The sequence below is a fragment of the Pseudomonas sp. Irchel 3F3 genome (assembly GCF_900187545.1).
Taxonomy (GTDB): Bacteria; Pseudomonadota; Gammaproteobacteria; order Pseudomonadales; family Pseudomonadaceae; genus Aquipseudomonas; species Aquipseudomonas fortuita.
Genome location: NZ_FYDS01000003.1, coordinates 94,509 through 111,266 on the forward strand (window position 1 = coordinate 94,509; position 16,758 = coordinate 111,266).

Below are 16,758 nucleotides of genomic sequence, written 5' to 3' on the forward strand. Positions count from 1 at the left end.
GCCCGCGAAGAGGCCAGAACAGGTGACTGAATTCCCGAAGACAGAACATCGAGCGAACAGACAATGCCAAACGAACTCCAGATCGCCCCCACCCTCCAGCGCTTCATCGAAGACGAAGTCCTCCCCGGCACCGGCATCGAAGCCAACGCTTTCTGGCAAGGCTTCAGCACCTTGGTCCACGACCTCGCCCCGCAAAACCGCGCCCTGCTCGCCGAACGCCAGCGCCTGCAAACCGAGCTGGACAACTGGCACCGCCAACACCCTGGCCCGATCCGCGACATGGCCGCCTACCAGCACTTTCTGCAAGGCATCGGCTACCTGGTCGACGCTCCCGAAAACGTGCAGATCAGCACCGCCAACGTTGACCGTGAAATCGCCTTGCAAGCCGGCCCGCAGCTGGTCGTGCCGCTGAGCAATGCCCGCTACGCCCTCAACGCCGCCAACGCCCGCTGGGGTTCGCTGTACGATGCGCTGTACGGCACCGATGCCATCGCCGAAACCGCTGGCGCCGAACGCGGCCAAGGCTACAACCCGGCGCGCGGCGCCAAGGTAATTGCCTATGGCCGGCAGTTCCTCGACGCTAGCGCCCCACTCGACGGCGCTTCACACAGCGACGCCACTGCCTACGTGATCGACCAGGGCACGCTACGGGTCACCCTGGCCGACGGCCGCCAGGCCGTATTGCACAATCGCGCACAACTGCGGGGTTACCAGGGAGAGCCGAACACACCCACGGCGATCCTGTTGCAGCACCACCAGCTGCATTTCGAAATCCAGATCGACCCGACCAGTGCGATCGGCCAGCAGGACCTGGCCGGGGTCAAGGACATCGCCTTGGAAGCCGCACTGACCACCATCATCGACTGCGAAGACTCGGTAGCGGCCGTGGATGCCGACGACAAAGTCCACGTCTACCGCAACTGGCTCGGCCTGATGAAGGGTGACCTGAGCGAACAGGTGAGCAAAGGCAGCAAAACCTTCAACCGCACCCTGGCTGCAGACCGCCATTACCACGGTATAGACGGCCTCCCCCTGACACTACCGGGCCGCTCGCTGCTGTTCATCCGCAACGTCGGCCACCTGATGACCAACCCGGCCATCCACGACCGTGATGGCCGTGAAATTCCCGAAGGTATCCTCGATGGCGTGATTACCAGCCTGATCGGTCTGCACGACCTCAAGCGCCGCGGCAATTCCCGCGAAGGCAGCCTGTACATCGTCAAACCGAAGATGCACGGGCCGGCCGAAGTGGCCTTCGCCGACCAGTTGTTCGGCCGCGTCGAAGCCCTGCTGGGCCTGCCGGCACAGACCCTGAAGATGGGCATCATGGACGAGGAGCGGCGCACCAGCGTCAACCTCAAGGCCTGTATCGCCAGCGCGGCATCCCGGGTGGTGTTCATCAATACCGGCTTCCTCGACCGCACCGGTGACGAAATGCACAGCGCCATGGAAGCCGGCGCCATGCTGCGCAAGGGCGACATGAAAGGCAGCGCCTGGATCCAGGCCTACGAACGCAGCAACGTGCTGGTCGGGCTGGCTTGTGGCCTGCGCGGCAAGGCACAGATCGGCAAGGGCATGTGGGCCATGCCCGACCTGATGGCGGCCATGCTGGAACAGAAAGTTGCCCAGCCAAAGGCCGGTGCCAACACCGCCTGGGTGCCGTCGCCCACTGCCGCCACCCTGCATGCGCTGCACTACCACCAGGTAGACGTAGCTGCCGTGCAGCAGACGCTGGAACAGGTAGACCTGGGGGCCCTGCGTGGCGCATTGCTGCATGACCTGCTGAGCATTCCGGTCAGCCCCGAACGGCCGTGGAGCGCCGCTGATATCCAGGCTGAGCTGGACAACAACTGCCAAGGCATCCTCGGTTACGTGGCGCGCTGGGTCGAGCAAGGGGTCGGCTGCTCCAAGGTGCCGGACATTCACGATGTGGGCCTGATGGAGGACCGCGCCACCTTGCGCATTTCAGCGCAGCACATTGCCAACTGGCTGCACCATGGGGTAGTCGGGGCCGAGCAGGTCGAGGCGACGTTGCAACGCATGGCCCAGGTGGTCGACCAGCAGAATGCCGGGGACCCGGCATACCGGCCGATGGCCACCGGTTTCGAAACATCGTATGCCTTCCGAGCTGCGCGGGACCTGGTGTTCAAAGGGCGCGAGCAGCCCAGCGGCTATACCGAGCCGTTGCTACATGGCTGGCGGTTGCGCTTCAAGCAGGAAGTTCAACGCTAGCCCAGGCTGCGCGGTCACTCCAGGAGCGGCCTTGTGGCGCGATCGGGTGGGGACGAATTGTGCCGCAGACACCCGCCTGCTGCCAGTCAAGGGTGGTATTCCGGCAGCTTCAGACATTTCCCACAGGGCTCTCGGAAGTGTCTTACTTGCTACCGCCGCCCGCAGAAAACAAGATCGGGGCTGGATCAAGCAACGCTGCGCTCCAGAGGAGGCTCCGCATGCACCTGTACGCCCGCCCCATCGCCGAACTGCGCAGCAGCCTGCGCGAAATGCTGGCCCATGACATGAGTAACCCCGATGAAGACCCACACCTGTCGGGGGTCATGTTCTTCTGCGCCACCGATGAGCATTCCCGGCAATTGATCGAACGCATCGAGTTGCTGGCCAGCGAGGTGTTCTTCGACGCGAACGGGCGGGCCATTTCAGAGTATATGAAGGCTTCGACGGTAGAAGGCGTGCGCATCAGGCGCAACCGCAACGCGGCAGAGGATGAGACAGTAATACGCATCGCGCTGGCGGAAAAAGGCTACATCACTGTCAGCGCCGCCCGGTTCTGAGCTTTTTGGGGCTGCTTTGCAGCCCATCGCCGGCAAGCCAGCTCTCATAGGGGTCGCGTCAAGCCTGTGGGGCACGCGATACCTGTGGGAGCCTTCCTGTCCAATCCGCTATCCTGAGCACTCCCCCGCTCCGGACCCGCCCATGGAACTGCACATTCGCCTGGAGGGCCGCAAAGGCCTGGCCGAGCAGCTTTACCAGCAATTGCGCGCCGGTATCGACAGCGGCCACCTGGCCGCCGGCACCCAACTGCCACCCACCCGCCTGCTGGCAGCACAACTGGGCGTATCGCGCAAGACCGTGGCCGAGGCTTACTCACGGCTGACCTACGACAACCTGCTCAGCGGCGTGGTCGGCCGCGGCACGTTCATCACCCCGCGCCAACCACTGCGCAGCAATGAATCAGCCAGCATTCCCCTGGCCGGCGCTGCATCCCTTGAACGCTGGCAGCAGCGCGCCACCGTGCTCGCTCAACGCCAGCTGCAAACGCCCTCGCGCTATGACTTTGTCGGCGGTGCATCGAGCAAGTCGCAGTTCCCGTTCGACCAATGGCGCAGCTGCCTGAATTACGCGCTGCGCCGCAGCCAGCGCCACCCCGAGCGGCAGTTCCAGGCCCAGGGCCTGCCAGAGCTGCGCGAGGCCATTGCCCACCACATCGCCTACGCCCGCGGCGTGCACTGCAGCGCAGCCGATCTGCTGGTGTGCAACGGTGCCCAGCAAGCGCTGGACCTGATCGCCCGGGTACTGGTCGAGCCAGGCTGTCAGGTGGCCATGGAAGACCCCGGCTACCCGCCGGCACGGCAACTGTTCCTGGCCCTTGGCGCACGCCTGCAGTCCGTGCCGGTGGATGATGAAGGCCTGTGCGTGGAGCAGATCGCCGATGGCACCCGGCTGATCTACGTAACGCCCTCGCACCAGTTCCCGCTGGGTATGCCGATGAGCGAGCCACGCCGACACGCCCTGCTGGCAAGGGCCGCGGAACTGGGTGCACTGATCATCGAAGACGACTACGACTGCGAGTTCCGCTACCACGGGCCAGCCTCGGACGCACTCCAGCGCCTGGACCGGCATGGGCTGGTGGCCTATGTCGGGACCTTTTCCAAGACCTTGCTGCAAGAACTGCGGCTGGGCTATGCCGTACTGCCGCCTGCCGTACTGCAGGCCGCTTGCGTGGCCAAGCACCTCAGCGACTGGCACAGCCCGACTTTGCTGCAGTGGGCGCTGGCGCGTTTTTTGGGCGAAGGCCACCTGAACAAGCATATCCGCCGCTGCCACGAGGTCTACAGCGCCCGTCGCGAGCGCATCCTGGCGCGCCTGGGGGGCGACCTGTCGCCGTGGCTCAGCGCCATCCCTGCCAGCGCCGGCTTCCACCTCAGTGCACTGGCCAATCCCGGGGTCGATGTCGAACTGCTGGCCAACCTCGCGCGCAAGGTAGAGGTCGGCCTGTACTCGCTGGCGCCATTCTTCAGCGAAGCGCCGGTACGCCCGGGGTTATTGCTGGGCTTCGGCGCCATCGAGCTGCTGGACATTGACCCGGCGCTGGACCGGGTGCGCGATACCCTGCAACGCCTCAGCTGACCGGCGCAGCCTTGCCTGGCGCGGCGGGGCGCGCGATGGCTGCGGCATAGCCACGCGGACTGAACCAGCGGGTTACCAGCAACATGGCCATCACGGTCACAGTGAGCAGCGTCCACGACGCCTGGAAGTCACCACTCACGTCACGCAGCCAGCCGGTGATATACGGCACTGTACCGGTGATGATGAAACCGATGCCCTGCACGAAAGCGGCCAGGCTGCCGGCCTCGGCGGGCGTCTTCAAGTGCTCCAGGGTCAGGGTCAGGCATTGGCTGAAGCAGGCGCCCAGGCCAAAACCGATCATCGCGACCCACAGCCCCGCCGCCTGCGTGGGTGCCAGCAGCAGGCCGAGAAAACCGGCCAGCTGGATCGCCAGAGCCAACCACAAGCCTGGACGGCGGTCAGTCCAACGCCGCAGCAACAGCGGCAACCCCAGTGCACCGGCCACCTGGAAGACCGTCATCAGGCCCACCAGGTCTGCACCGCCCTGAGCACTGCCGCCGTGCTCGAGATGGTACGCCGGCAGCCACGCCACCATGCTGGTGTAGCCGCCGTTGATCAGGCCGAAATACAGGGCCAGCAACCAGGCCCGGCGCGTGCCGAACCAGTGCCCGCCAGCAGTGCCGGCCAGCTTTGGCGCCCCCTGCCGTGGCCGCCATACCGCCCATGCCACCAGCGCCAACAGCGCCGGGATCGCCCAAAGGCCCAGGCCGACCTGCCAGTGGCCGAAATGGTCGCTGATATGGGGGCCAAGCACGGCAGCCATGCCGCCACCGCTCATCAACGCTGCCGAGTACAGCCCCATCGCCCCCGCCAGGCGGCTGGGGAACCAGCGGTTGACCAGGCCAGGCATCATGCCCTGCACCACCGCCACCCCCAGACCGGCGACCACGGCACTGGCAATCAGCGCCCAGGCGCTGTCCAGTTGCAGGCGCCACAGGCAGGCCAGGGCGATTGCAGCCAGGCCACCGAGCATGCCGCCATGCTCGCTGATCCAGCGTCGCAACCATGGCTGCAGCAACGGCACCAGGCCCATGCACAGTACCGGCAACGCCGTCAGCAAGGCAGCCTGCTGGTAGCCCAGCCCGGTGCTGGCGCGCATGGGTTCGAGTAACGGGCCGATACTGGTCAGGATCGGCCGCAGGTTCAGCGCCAGCAGGATCACCAGCAACAGGTTCAAAGCAGCTCTCATTGCGCATCGGTTCTCGGGTAACAGGACCCAGGCATTATCCCGGCTTGGCAGGGCTGGCAGAAATGAAGAGATTGGATGCTTGTCAGTGGCCACCTGAATGGGCGATTGGCCTCCCGCTTATGTGCGCAATTGGCTATCGGGGAGGCCAATCGGCAGCGCTACAGTAGTGCCATTCCCATCCAGCACCCTTTGGAGACAGCCATGCACAACCGTATCGAATGGGCCAAGCACGCCCCGGAAGCCTACAAAGCCATGGTCGGCCTGGAGCAGGCCCTGGCCAAGAGCGGCCTGGAGAGTTCCCTGTTGGAGCTGGTACGTCTGCGGGCTTCGCAGGTCAACGGCTGCGCCTACTGCGTCAACCTGCACGCCAACGATGCACGCAAGGCAGGTGAGACCGAAGCACGCTTGCAGACCTTGAGCGTGTGGCGCGAAACCGCCTACTTCACCCCGCGCGAACGTGCGGCGCTGGCCTGGGTCGAAAGCCTTACCCGCCTGCCTGAGCAGGGCGCGCCACAGGGGCAATATGAAGCCCTGCAGGAACACTTCGAGCCGGCCGAGGTGGTCAACCTGACCCTGGCGATTGCCACCATCAACGCCTGGAACCGCTTCGGGGTCGGGTTTGCCATGGTGCCGGCCTGATCATTCAATGATCGCCGTACCGGCCCTATCGCCGGCAAGCCAGCGCCCACATGTCCCGCACAATATTCGAGGCCTGCGGAGCATCTGTGGGCGCTGGCTTGCCGGCGACAGGGCCGGCACAGGGAACAACTAACGCCCGGCCAACCGCGCCCTATAGCTGCCGGGGCTCTGCCCGGTCCACTTCTTGAACGCCCGGTGAAACGCACTCGGCTCCTGGAACCCGGCCTGCTCGGCTATCTCGGCAATGCTCAACACCCCCTCGCGCAACCGCTCGAAGGCCATCGCCCGGCGCACCTCATCCTTGATCTGCTGGTACGACCGCCCTTCCCGCTCCAGCTGCCGGCGGAACGTACTGGCACTGATCCCCTGCAGCTGCGCCAGCGCCGCCAAGGTCGGCCACTGCCCATAGTGCCGGGCGCGCAAATGGCGGTACACCTCCGCCACCAGCCCGTTCTGGTTGCGAAAGCGGATCACCAACCCCTGCGGTGCACTGCGCAGAAAGGTTTTCAGGGTCGCCAGGTCCTGCACCACTGGCAGACGCAGGTAGGCGCTGTCGAACTCCACTTCGGTACGGCCGCTGCCCAGGCGCAGGTCCGGCCCCCACAACAGCAGGTCGTCTTCCTGGGCCGGGCGCGAGACGGCCAGCTCGGTGCGGTCGATGGCGATCCGCCGCCCGGCCAGCCAGCACAACATGCCGATCATCAGCACCAGGTAGGTTTCCTCGGCGTACACCTGGGTCAACGGGTCGGCAATGCTCGACTGCACGCTGATCAGCGCGCGCCCACCGCGTACGGTCAGGCTGCCGCGCAGGTCGCGCAGGAACAGGCCGAAGCCAGCCATGCACTGGCGCAAGGCCTTTTCCAGGTTCGGCTCAAGGATCAGGCCCCGGCAAATCAGGGCGAAGCTGCCCAGCGGCATGCCATGGCTGTCGAGGCGGAAGAACTCGTCGTCCAGGCGCTGTATCTGTGTCAGCCACAGCTCGGCGAAGGCCTTGGCCGGTACGCGGGCCTGTGACTGCTCAAGCAGCTGGGGGTCGATGCCCACCGCGCGCAGCTGTGCATCGCGCTCGGCCGGGCTATTGCGCAGGGCGTGGAGCATGGCATTGAGAAAGTACACGGCGACCGAATCGCTATCGCGCATGGTGGTTTTCGCTGTCTATGCTGAGTGGCAAAAAGTGCCAGGTTGTTTGAACAGATCCGGCATAGGCTGCGACAGAGCCTTTGCCTAGACTCGATCCCACTCCGGGACCGCCGGCCATTCTCGCAGAGCCTGGCCCGCTCCCGCCATGCCTAAGCTTACGGAGCCTCTATGAGCAGCCCAGAAATCTATGTCGTCAGTGCCGTGCGTTCCGCCATCGGTGGTTTTGGAGGCTCGCTCAAGGACCTGCCCCTGGCCGACCTGGCCACTACCATTACCCGCGCCGCCATCGAGCGCTCGGGCGTGGCCGCCGAGCAGGTTGGCCATGTGGTCATGGGCACCGTGATCCCCACCGAACCGCGCGATGCCTACCTGTCGCGGGTTGCCGCAATGAACGCCGGCATTCCCAAGGAAACCCCTGCCTTCAACGTCAACCGCCTGTGCGGCTCGGGCCTGCAGGCCATCGTCTCTGCCACCCAGTGCCTGCTGCTCGGCGATGCCGATGTAGCCGTGGCCGCCGGTGCCGAATCCATGAGCCGTGGCCCGTACCTGCTGCCGCAGGCACGCTGGGGCGCGCGCATGGGCGACCTGCAAGGCATCGACTACACCGTAGGCGTGCTGCAGGACCCCTTCGAACACTTCCACATGGGCATCACCGCAGAAAACGTCGCCGCCAAACACGGCATTACCCGCGAGATGCAGGATGAGCTGGCCCTGACCAGCCAGCGCCGCGCCGCCCGCGCCATCGCCGAAGGCCGTTTCGACAGCCAGATCGTCCCGGTGGAGCTGAAAACCCGCAAAGGCACCGTACAGTTCGCCGTGGACGAGCACGTACGGGGCGACGTCACCGCCGAGCAACTGGCCGGCATGAAGACCGTGTTCAAGAAGGACGGCACCGTGACTGCCGGCAACGCCAGCGGCATCAACGATGGCGCGGCCGGCCTGGTGCTGGCCAGCGGTGACGCCGTGCGTCGCCTGGGCCTGAAGCCGCTGGCGCGTCTGGTGGGCTATGCCCACGCCGGTGTCGAGCCGGAACTTATGGGCCTGGGCCCGATCCCGGCCACCCGCAAGGTGCTGGAAAAGACCGGCCTGAAGCTACAGGACCTGGACGTGATCGAGTCCAACGAAGCCTTCGCCGCCCAAGCCTGCGCCGTGGCCCGCGAACTGGGCTTCGACCCGGAGAAGGTCAACCCCAATGGTTCGGGCATTTCCCTGGGCCACCCGGTGGGTGCCACTGGCGCGATCATCGCCACCAAGGCCATCCATGAGCTGCAGCGCATCCAGGGCCGCTACGCCCTGGCGACCATGTGCATCGGTGGCGGCCAAGGCATCGCCGTAGTCTTCGAGCGCGTCTGAGGGAGCCTGACACATGAGCATTGAACAGATCGCCGTGATCGGCGCCGGCACCATGGGCAACGGCATTGCCCAGGTGTGCGCCGTCGCCGGCTACCAGGTGCTGCTGGTGGATGTTTCCGACGCGGCGCTGGAGCGCGGCGTGGCCACCTTGAGCAAAAACCTCGAACGCCAGGTCAGCAAAGGCACCCTGGATGCGGACAAGGCCGCGGCGGCGAAAACGCGCATCCGCACCAGCACCGACTACGCCCAGCTCAGCGGCGCGCAGCTGGTGATCGAGGCCGCCACCGAAAGCCTGCAGCTCAAGCAGCGCATCCTGCAGCAAGTGGCCGCCAACGTCGCTGCCGACTGCCTCATCGCCACCAACACTTCGTCGCTGTCGGTGACTCAGCTGGCCGCCAGCATCGAGCACCCCGAGCGCTTCATTGGTGTGCACTTCTTCAACCCGGTACCAATGATGGCGCTGGTGGAGATCATTCGCGGCCTGCAGACCAGCGACAGCACCTACGCCCAGGCGCTGGTGGTGACCGAAAAGGTCGGCAAGACCCCGATCACCGCGGGCAACCGCCCAGGCTTTGTGGTCAACCGCATTCTGGTGCCAATGATCAACGAGGCCATCTTCGTGCGCCAGGAAGGCCTGGCCAGTGCCGAGGACATCGACACCGGCATGCGCCTGGGCTGCAACCAGCCAATCGGCCCGCTGGCACTGGCCGACCTGATCGGCCTGGATACCCTGCTGGCGATCATGGAAGCCTTCCATGAGGGCTTCAACGACAGCAAATACCGCCCTGCCCCGCTGCTGAAGGAAATGGTCGCGGCCGGCTGGCTGGGGCGCAAGAGCGGTCGCGGTTTCTTCACCTACTGAGGACGAGTCGCCATGCCTCCGGTCAATGCCGCAATGCGCTGTGCCAATTTTGAAGAGCGACGTGACCGGGCCATGGCGCTGTTTGCCGAAAAGGGCTTTGGCCAGGTCAGCATGCGCGAACTGGCGGCCCATGTGGGGCTGACTGCGGGCTCGCTGTACCATCACTTTCCCAGCAAGCAGGACCTGTTGTACGACTTGATCGAGGAGTTGTACGAAGAACTGCAGGCCACTCTGGATCAGGGGCGTCGAGCCATGGCGCGCGGGGCCTCGGCACTGGGCTGCCTGATTGCAGCGCACTGGCAATTGCATGCCGAGCGGCCGATGCAGTTTCGGCTGGCGGAGCGCGACTTGTGCTGTTTGAGCGATGACCAGCAGGCGCGCCTGGCCTTGTTGCGCAAACGTTACGAGGCGGGGTTGCTGAGGTTGATCGCGCCACAGGCAACGTTGCAGGGGCAAGCCTTGGTGGCGACGGCGCATGTGGTGGCGACGCTGCTGAACCAGTTGCCAGGGATGTTGAAGGCATTGCCCGAGGAACAGGGGCTGGGGCTGATGGAGAGCATGTTGGCAGGCGGTATAGAGCGGACCCTGCGATAGCCTGTACTGGCGCTATCGCCGGCAAGCCAGCGCCCACAAGGACTGCACAGGCCTTGAGATCTGTAGCGTACCTGTGGGCGCTGGCTTGCCGACGATTTGGGCCACCCGCTTTAACGCAAAAGTCTCTGGATCTGCTCGTGCAGGGTATCCAGGTCAAACGGCTTGGCCAGGATCGGTGCCTTGCGGGTGATCGGGCTGCCAGACTCGAGGATCTCGGCCGGGTAGCCACTGATGAAGATCACCTTCAGGTCTGGTCGCAATTTCACCGCGGGCTCGGCAATCTCCACGCCGGAGATACCACCCGGCAAACGGAAGTCCGTCACCATCAGGTCCAGGTGCGGTTTGCTGGCCAGGATCGCAAACGCCTGCTCGCCATCTTCGGCAACCAGCACGTGGTACCCCTCACCCGCCAGGTAATCGCGCAAAATCATGCGAATCGCCGGTTCGTCCTCGACGACCAACACCACATCTTGTGCATCTTCACTCATGTTAACGCCTTGAAATTCTTACAGTTGGCCATCAGACCCCAAGCTTACGCAGAGGTTGCCCGCGCCTGGTCGTTTTGTTCTTTGAATGTTGCCAGCGGCAATTGCAGGGTGAATGTGGCGCCCTTGCCTTCCTCGCTTTCAACGTGTATCCGTCCACCATGCGCTTGCACGATCTGCTCGGATATGTACAACCCCAGCCCCAAGCCCCCGCTGGCTTGCAGGGCAGCGACCCGTTCGAACTGCTGGAAAATGCGCTGCTGGTTGGCCGCGCTTATCCCAATGCCGTGATCCTGAACCTGCACCCAGGCCATCCCCGCTTGCTCGAACACCCGTACCTCCACCGGCTTGCGCTCGCCGTAACGCATTGCATTGGACAACAGGTTGGCCACTACTTGTTCAATCCGGAATTCGTCCCACTCACCCTTCAATGCTTCACAGCGCTGCAGTTCGATGTGGGTGTCCAGCGCCATGGCTTGCGCGGTGAAGTTTTCCACCAACCCACGCACCAGTTGACCGAGATCGAACAGCCTGGGGCGTAGCGACAATTTACCGGTGCGGATGCGTGACACATCAAGCATGTCCTCGACCAACCGGATCAGGCTGTTGATCTGCCGCTCGTCGCGTTCGACCATGGCTTGCAGCTTGTCGGCGCTGAAGGCTTCCAGGTTGCCCCGCGCCAGGTGCATCTTGCGCAACTGGGTTTCCAGGATCAGGCCATTGAGCGGTGTGCGCACCTCATGTGAGACGATCGACATGAAGTCGTCACGCATGCGCACTGCATGCTCAAGCTCACCTCGCGCCACCTGTAACTGGCTGAGCAGCAGTTCCTGCTCCTGGCGGCTGTGCTCCAGGGCTTCCAATTGCCGGCCAAGCACCTTGCGCTGGCGGAACAGGTCAACAAACACCGAGACTTTGCTTTTCACTGCCAGGGTGTCGAGCGGTTTGTGCAGAAAGTCCACGGCCCCGCTCTCGTAGCCTTTGAAGGCATAATTCATCTCGCGGCCCGCCGCGCTGACGAAAACGATCGGGATATTCTTGGTCTTGTCGGTGCCGCGCATCAGCTCGGCGAGTTCGAAACCGTTCATGCCCGGCATCTGCACATCGAGGATGGCCAGCGCGAACTCGTGCTCAAGCAGCAACGACAACGCAGCTTCGGCAGACTGGGCCTGGTGCACTTCGCGGTCTTCGCCCTGGATAAGGGCATCGAGCGCCAGAAGGTTTTCCGGCAGGTCGTCGACGATCAGCAGTTTGGCGATGGTGTGGCTTAGCATGCGCTGTATTCCAAGGTCGCGAGCAGCTGCCCGATACCACTCAGAGTAAGGATATGGTCGGGCTGATGCAGGGCCAGGGCGGCCTCCGGCATCAGGGAGACCTGTGCGTCGCGAGGGTCCTGGACGATCGTGCGGCCCCCGTTGTTCTTGATATAGGAAAGCCCTCTGGCGCCGTCTTCGTTGGCACCGGTGAGCAGCACGCCAAGCAGGCCCTCGCCATAGGCATCGGCCGCCGAGATGAACAGGAAATCGATCGCTGGACGGGAGAAATGCACGGGGTCTTCCTGGCTCAGCGACAGCGTGAGGTCGTGCTCCACCGACAGGTGGTAACCCGGCCCCGCCACGTAGATCCGCCCGCTGCTGATCTGCGCCTTGTCAGCGGCCTCGCATACCGGGCGATGCAAGCGACGCTGCAGCACTTCGGCCAGTTGGCTGTGGCGGTCGTCCGGCAGGTGCAGCACGCAAAGCACAGGTATGGCGAACGCTGGCGGCAACGCGCCAAGCACCTCGAACAATGCCGCCACACCGCCCGCCGAGGCGCCGATCACCACTGCGCGTACGCCGTTCATGATTTACGGAAGATCCGTTCGGGCTTGACCAGCGGCTCGAAACGATCGCTGTAGGCCGAAAAATCCACCGACTCCTTGCTGCCCAGCACCAGGAAACCCCGATGGCAGAGCGACTCATGGAACAGCCCGAGGGCGCGGTCCTGCAGCTCTTTGTTGAAGTAGATCAGCACATTGCGGCACGACACCAGTTGGGTCTCGGAGAACACGCTGTCGGTGGCCAGGCTGTGGTCGGCGAAGGTCACGTTATCGCGCAGGCTGCTGTCCATGATGGCGTTGCCATAGGCCGCTGTGTAGTACTCGCTAAAGTCACGACGGCCGCCGGCCAGCCGGTAGTTTTCTTCGTACTCGCGCATGCTCTGCATCGAGTAGATCCCCTGCTTGGCCCTGTCCAGCGAATGCGGGTTGATGTCGGTGGCGTAGATGATGGTGCGCTCAAGCAGCCCTTCCTCACGCAACAGGATGGCCATGGAATACACCTCCTCCCCCGTGCTGCAGCCCGCGATCCATACCTTGATCGAAGGCCAGGTACGCAGCAGCGGCACCACTTCGTTGCGCACGGCAAGGAAGTGGTCAGGGTCGCGGAACATCTCGCTGACGGGGATCGTCAGGTACTGCAGCAACTGCATGAACATGCCGGGGTCGTGCAGCACGCGCTCCTGCAGCGCCGACACCGTGAGGCAATCAAACTGGCGCAGCGCATGCAGGATCCGGCGCTTGATCGAGGCGCCGGAATAGTTGCGGAAATCGTAGCTGTACTTGAGATAGATGGCCTCGATCAGCAAGCGGATTTCGATGTCGGTGTTACGTTCGCTAGTCAAATTCGCTCCAGTTGCGGCAGCCATACACGAATCAACGAGAACAAACGGTCCAGGTCAATCGGTTTGGCCAGGTAATCATTGGCGCCGGCCTGCAGGCAACGCTGCTGGTCATCCTTCATGGCCTTGGCGGTCACGGCGATGATCGGCAGTTTGCGCCAGCGCGCTTGCTGGCGGATCAACCGGGTGGCCTCGAAGCCGTCCATTTCAGGCATCATCACGTCCATCAGCACCAGGTCGATGTCATCATGCTGCTCCAGGCGCTCGATGGCCTCGCGGCCGTTACGGCCAATCTCGACGATGGCACCCTTGTGCTCCAGGGCACTGGTCAGGGCAAAGATATTACGCACATCGTCGTCCACCAGCAGCACCTTGCGCCCCTCGAACACCTTGTCGCGGCTGCGGGCGGTCTTGAGCATGCGCTGGCGTTCGTTGGACAGCTGCGATTCTACCTTGTGCAGGAACAACGTCACTTCATCGAGCAGGCGCTCCGGCGAACGCGCGCCCTTGATGATGATCGACCGCGAGTACTTGAGCAGATCGGCTTCTTCTTCGCGGGTCAGGTTGCGCCCGGTGTACACGATCACCGGCGGGAAGGAACGGATATCCTCGGCGGTCATGCGCTTGAGCAGCTCGTTGCCGAGCATGTCCGGCAGCTTGAGGTCGATGATCATGCAGTCGTAGATGTTCTCGCGCAACAGCGCCAAGGCATCCTGAGCCATGGCCACGGCAGTGATCTCGACGTCGTCGTCGCCAATCAGCCGGGCGATGCTCTCGCGCTGCAGGTCGTCGTCCTCCACCAGCAGGATATGCTTGAGCTTTTGCGTCAGCTTGGCTTCCAGGCGCGCGAAGACTTCCTTGAGCTCCTCACGACTGGTGGGTTTTACCGCATACCCCACCGCCCCCATGTGCATGGCTGCCTCGACGCGGTCTTCCACCGAAATGATGTGCACCGGGATATGGCGGGTGCCGGCCTGCTCCTTGAGCCGCTGCAGCACGGTCAGCCCCGAGTGGTCGGGCAGGCGCATGTCCAGCAAGATCGCATCCGGTATGTATTGGGCCGCCAGCTCGAAGCCTTCGTCGGCGCCATGGGCCACCAGGCAGCTGTAGCCCAGTTCGTGCGCAAGGTCGAACAGAATGCGGGCAAAGTTTGGCTCGTCTTCGATCACCAGAATGCAACGGGAATCGAAGGGGGCATGCTCGCGGTCGTCGGCAAAGGTCGGTACCAGGCGCATGGCGGCAGCGGCCACCGGCACTTGCGGTGCTGGCGGCAACGCGTCGACGGCGGGGCGCAGGCTTTGCGGCTCGATGTCTTCGGCATCGGCGGCATAGCGTTCCGGCAAAATCAGGCTGAACACACTGCCTTGGCCTGGGCTGCTCTCGACATTGATCTGGCCACCGAGCAGATGCGCCAGGTCCCGGGAGATCGACAGACCCAGGCCAGTGCCACCATAGCGGCGGTTGCTGGTGCCATCGACCTGGTGGAAGGCGCCAAAGATCGCCTGGTGCTGATCGGCAGCAATACCGATACCGCTGTCACGCACGGCGAACACAATACCGCTGCCAGGCTGGTAGCTGACGTTCATGCTGACCTGGCCACGCTCAGTGAACTTGATGGCGTTGGACAGCAGATTCTTGAGGATCTGCTCCAGGCGCTGACGATCCGTGAACAGCGTGGCCGGCACCTGCGGCTCGAGCTTGACGTCGAAGGCCAGGCCTTTGTGGCCGGCAAGCGGCTGGAACATGCCGCGCAAGCCTTCGGCCAGGCGCTCGACCTGGGTGGTCTCGGGGCGCACTTCAAGCTTGCCGGCCTCAACCTTGGCAATGTCGAGAATGTCGTTGATCAGGTTGAGCAGGTCGTTGCCTGCCGAGTAGATGGATTCGGCGAACTTGACTTGCTCGTCGCTGAGGTTGCCCTCACCGTTTTCTGCCAGCAGTTTGGCCAGGATCAACGAGCTGTTGAGCGGCGTGCGCAGCTCATGGGACATGTTGGCGAGGAATTCGGACTTGTACTTGCTCGATCGCTGCAAGTCGTCGGCGCGGGCCTGCAGCTCCAGCTGTGCCCGGCCCAGCTCTTCGTTCTTGCGGTCCAGCGCATCGGTGCGTTCCGACAACTGCTCGTTGGTCTGCTCAAGCTCAGCCTGTTGGGTCTCCAGGTGGGCCTGGGACTCCTTGAGCACCCGTGACTGCTCTTCGAGCTCTTCGTTGGCAGTCTTGAGCTCTTCCTGCTGCACCTGCAGCTCTTCGTTCAGCTGCTGGGTTTCGGCCAGCACTTCCTGCAGCCGCTGACGATAACGGGCACTCTCGATCGACATGCCCAGATTGCCGCCGACCCGTTCCAGCAGCTCTTCATCGCGCTCCTGCAGGGGGCGCAGAAAGCCCAGCTCGATCACCCCGTTGATCTGACCGTCCTCGGTGGCCGGCATCAGCAGCGCACTGCGAGGCAAGCCGCTGCCCAGGCCGGAACTGAGGCGATAGAAGTCTTCCGGCAGGTTGTCCAGGCGCAACAGGCGGCCTTCACGCACGGCCTGAGCCAACAGGCCGTCGTGGTCCAGCCTGATCTGCTCGCGCGCCTGCTCTTCGGCGCCCAGGCCATAACAGGCCACCCGGACCAGGCGGCCATGCTCATCGCGCACATACACGGCGCCCACTACACTGCCCAGATAAGAAGCAAAGAAGCGCAGGATGTTGTCACCAAGCATGGGCAAGGTCAGTTGCCCGAGCACCTGCTGAGCCAGCTGGGTCTGGCCGTTGCGCAACCAAGCCTGCTGCTCCAGGCGCTGAGCCGAGCGTTGCTGGGCCTGAAGGTTCTCATCATAGCTGGTCGACAGCGCCACCAGGTCTCGACGACCCAGGTAAGCCAGCAAGGCGCTGAGGCCGACGATGAACAGCACGAAGGCCGAGATCGCCGTCACAGTGACAGAGCTGACCTTTTCGTTACGGGCCATGCGCAGTTGCTGTTCGGTGCTGATCAGGCCATCGAATTCCTTGCGGATTTCATCGGTGATGCGCTTGCCCCGGCCGTTGCCGATCGAGGCCTGGTAATCGCCCTGGCTACGGCGCAGGTTAATCATCTCGTTGCCGAAGTCGTTCCAGGCCTGCTGCAAAGCAATCAACCGGTCGATACGGTCGACCTGCTGCGGGTTGTCCTCCACCATGCCCCGCAGGCTTTGCAGGCTGCCGAGAATACGTGGCTTGGCCACCTCGTAGGGGTCAAGGAAACGCTCGTCACCGGTGATCAGGAAACCGCGCATGCCGGTTTCCATGTCGATCGACAGTTTGACCGCTTCGTTGGCATTGCCGATGACCCGATCGGTGTGTTCGACCCACTGCATGGCCGAAAGCAGGTAGTTGATCACCGCAACGAAGGCTACGGCCCCCAGCAGGCCCACCCCCAGGGGGAGGCCGATGTTGCGGCTCAACAGCTTGCGAAAGCTTCGCTGGTCTATCGAGGCTGCTTGAATCATGAGAAA

General features: G+C 63.7%; 14 protein-coding genes. 7 read left to right on the forward strand and 7 right to left on the reverse strand.

Features of this window, described 5'->3' with window-relative positions; translation table 11 throughout:
• Nucleotides 1–63: 63 nt before the first annotated feature.
• The 3 genes from CKW35_RS06490 to CKW35_RS06500 all read left to right on the forward strand — a co-directional run bounded on the left by CKW35_RS06490 (nucleotide 64) and on the right by CKW35_RS06500 (nucleotide 4,365).
• Nucleotides 64–2,232, forward strand: coding sequence for a malate synthase G (locus tag CKW35_RS06490; protein WP_095115482.1), 2,169 nt, complete (start codon nucleotides 64–66; stop codon nucleotides 2,230–2,232).
• Between the two features lie 218 nt (nucleotides 2,233–2,450).
• Complete coding sequence (locus tag CKW35_RS06495; protein WP_016487616.1) at nucleotides 2,451–2,789, forward strand: hypothetical protein; 339 nt, start codon at nucleotides 2,451–2,453, stop codon at nucleotides 2,787–2,789.
• Nucleotides 2,790–2,931: 142 nt separating this feature from the next.
• Entirely contained in the window at nucleotides 2,932–4,365 is a 1,434-nt protein-coding gene (locus tag CKW35_RS06500) for a PLP-dependent aminotransferase family protein (protein WP_023048416.1), read from the forward strand.
• On the opposite strand, the gene CKW35_RS06505 is transcribed toward CKW35_RS06500, so the two are convergent.
• Nucleotides 4,358–5,554 (reverse strand): cyanate transporter, encoded by a 1,197-nt coding sequence (locus CKW35_RS06505; protein ID WP_095115484.1) that lies wholly within the window; start codon nucleotides 5,552–5,554, stop codon nucleotides 4,358–4,360. The two genes, CKW35_RS06500 and CKW35_RS06505, sit on opposite strands and share 8 nt — an antisense overlap.
• A gap of 201 nt (nucleotides 5,555–5,755) precedes the next feature.
• On the opposite strand from CKW35_RS06505, the gene CKW35_RS06510 reads away from it, so the two are divergent.
• Entirely contained in the window at nucleotides 5,756–6,193 is a 438-nt protein-coding gene (locus CKW35_RS06510; RefSeq protein WP_016487619.1) for a carboxymuconolactone decarboxylase family protein, read from the forward strand.
• Between the two features lie 129 nt (nucleotides 6,194–6,322).
• On the opposite strand, the gene CKW35_RS06515 is transcribed toward CKW35_RS06510, so the two are convergent.
• Complete coding sequence (locus CKW35_RS06515; RefSeq protein WP_060517320.1) at nucleotides 6,323–7,333, reverse strand: AraC family transcriptional regulator; 1,011 nt, start codon at nucleotides 7,331–7,333, stop codon at nucleotides 6,323–6,325.
• A 168-nt stretch (nucleotides 7,334–7,501) separates the two neighbouring features.
• Here CKW35_RS06515 and CKW35_RS06520 point away from each other — a divergent pair, with 168 nt between their 5' ends.
• The 3 genes from CKW35_RS06520 to CKW35_RS06530 are packed head-to-tail and all read left to right on the forward strand — an operon-like array spanning nucleotide 7,502 to nucleotide 10,142.
• A complete protein-coding gene (locus CKW35_RS06520) occupies nucleotides 7,502–8,686 on the forward strand; it encodes an acetyl-CoA C-acyltransferase family protein (RefSeq protein ID WP_016487621.1) in 1,185 nt (394 codons plus the stop codon).
• A 13-nt stretch (nucleotides 8,687–8,699) separates the two neighbouring features.
• Entirely contained in the window at nucleotides 8,700–9,548 is an 849-nt protein-coding gene (locus CKW35_RS06525; protein WP_060517319.1) for a 3-hydroxybutyryl-CoA dehydrogenase, read from the forward strand.
• A gap of 12 nt (nucleotides 9,549–9,560) precedes the next feature.
• Complete coding sequence (locus tag CKW35_RS06530) at nucleotides 9,561–10,142, forward strand: TetR/AcrR family transcriptional regulator (RefSeq protein WP_016487623.1); 582 nt, start codon at nucleotides 9,561–9,563, stop codon at nucleotides 10,140–10,142.
• Between the two features lie 110 nt (nucleotides 10,143–10,252).
• On the opposite strand, the gene CKW35_RS06535 is transcribed toward CKW35_RS06530, so the two are convergent.
• The 5 genes from CKW35_RS06535 to CKW35_RS06555 are packed head-to-tail and all read right to left on the reverse strand — an operon-like array spanning nucleotide 10,253 to nucleotide 16,752.
• Entirely contained in the window at nucleotides 10,253–10,630 is a 378-nt protein-coding gene (locus CKW35_RS06535; RefSeq protein ID WP_016487624.1) for a response regulator, read from the reverse strand.
• 44 nt (nucleotides 10,631–10,674) lie between these two features.
• The gene (locus CKW35_RS06540) at nucleotides 10,675–11,901 is read right to left on the reverse strand and encodes a hybrid sensor histidine kinase/response regulator (protein WP_016487625.1); all 1,227 of its coding nucleotides are present in this window, start codon (nucleotides 11,899–11,901) and stop codon (nucleotides 10,675–10,677) included.
• Nucleotides 11,895–12,470, reverse strand: a complete 576-nt coding sequence (locus CKW35_RS06545) for a chemotaxis protein CheB (RefSeq protein WP_016487626.1) — start codon at nucleotides 12,468–12,470, stop codon at nucleotides 11,895–11,897. Before CKW35_RS06545 ends, CKW35_RS06540 begins: the two co-directional genes overlap by 7 nt.
• On the reverse strand, nucleotides 12,467–13,288 hold the full coding sequence (locus CKW35_RS06550; RefSeq protein ID WP_016487627.1) for a protein-glutamate O-methyltransferase CheR: 822 nt from the start codon (nucleotides 13,286–13,288) through the stop codon (nucleotides 12,467–12,469). The genes CKW35_RS06545 and CKW35_RS06550 overlap by 4 nt, the downstream gene beginning before the upstream one ends.
• Nucleotides 13,285–16,752, reverse strand: a complete 3,468-nt coding sequence (locus CKW35_RS06555) for a response regulator (protein WP_016487628.1) — start codon at nucleotides 16,750–16,752, stop codon at nucleotides 13,285–13,287. Before CKW35_RS06555 ends, CKW35_RS06550 begins: the two co-directional genes overlap by 4 nt.
• Nucleotides 16,753–16,758: the final 6 nt, after the last annotated feature.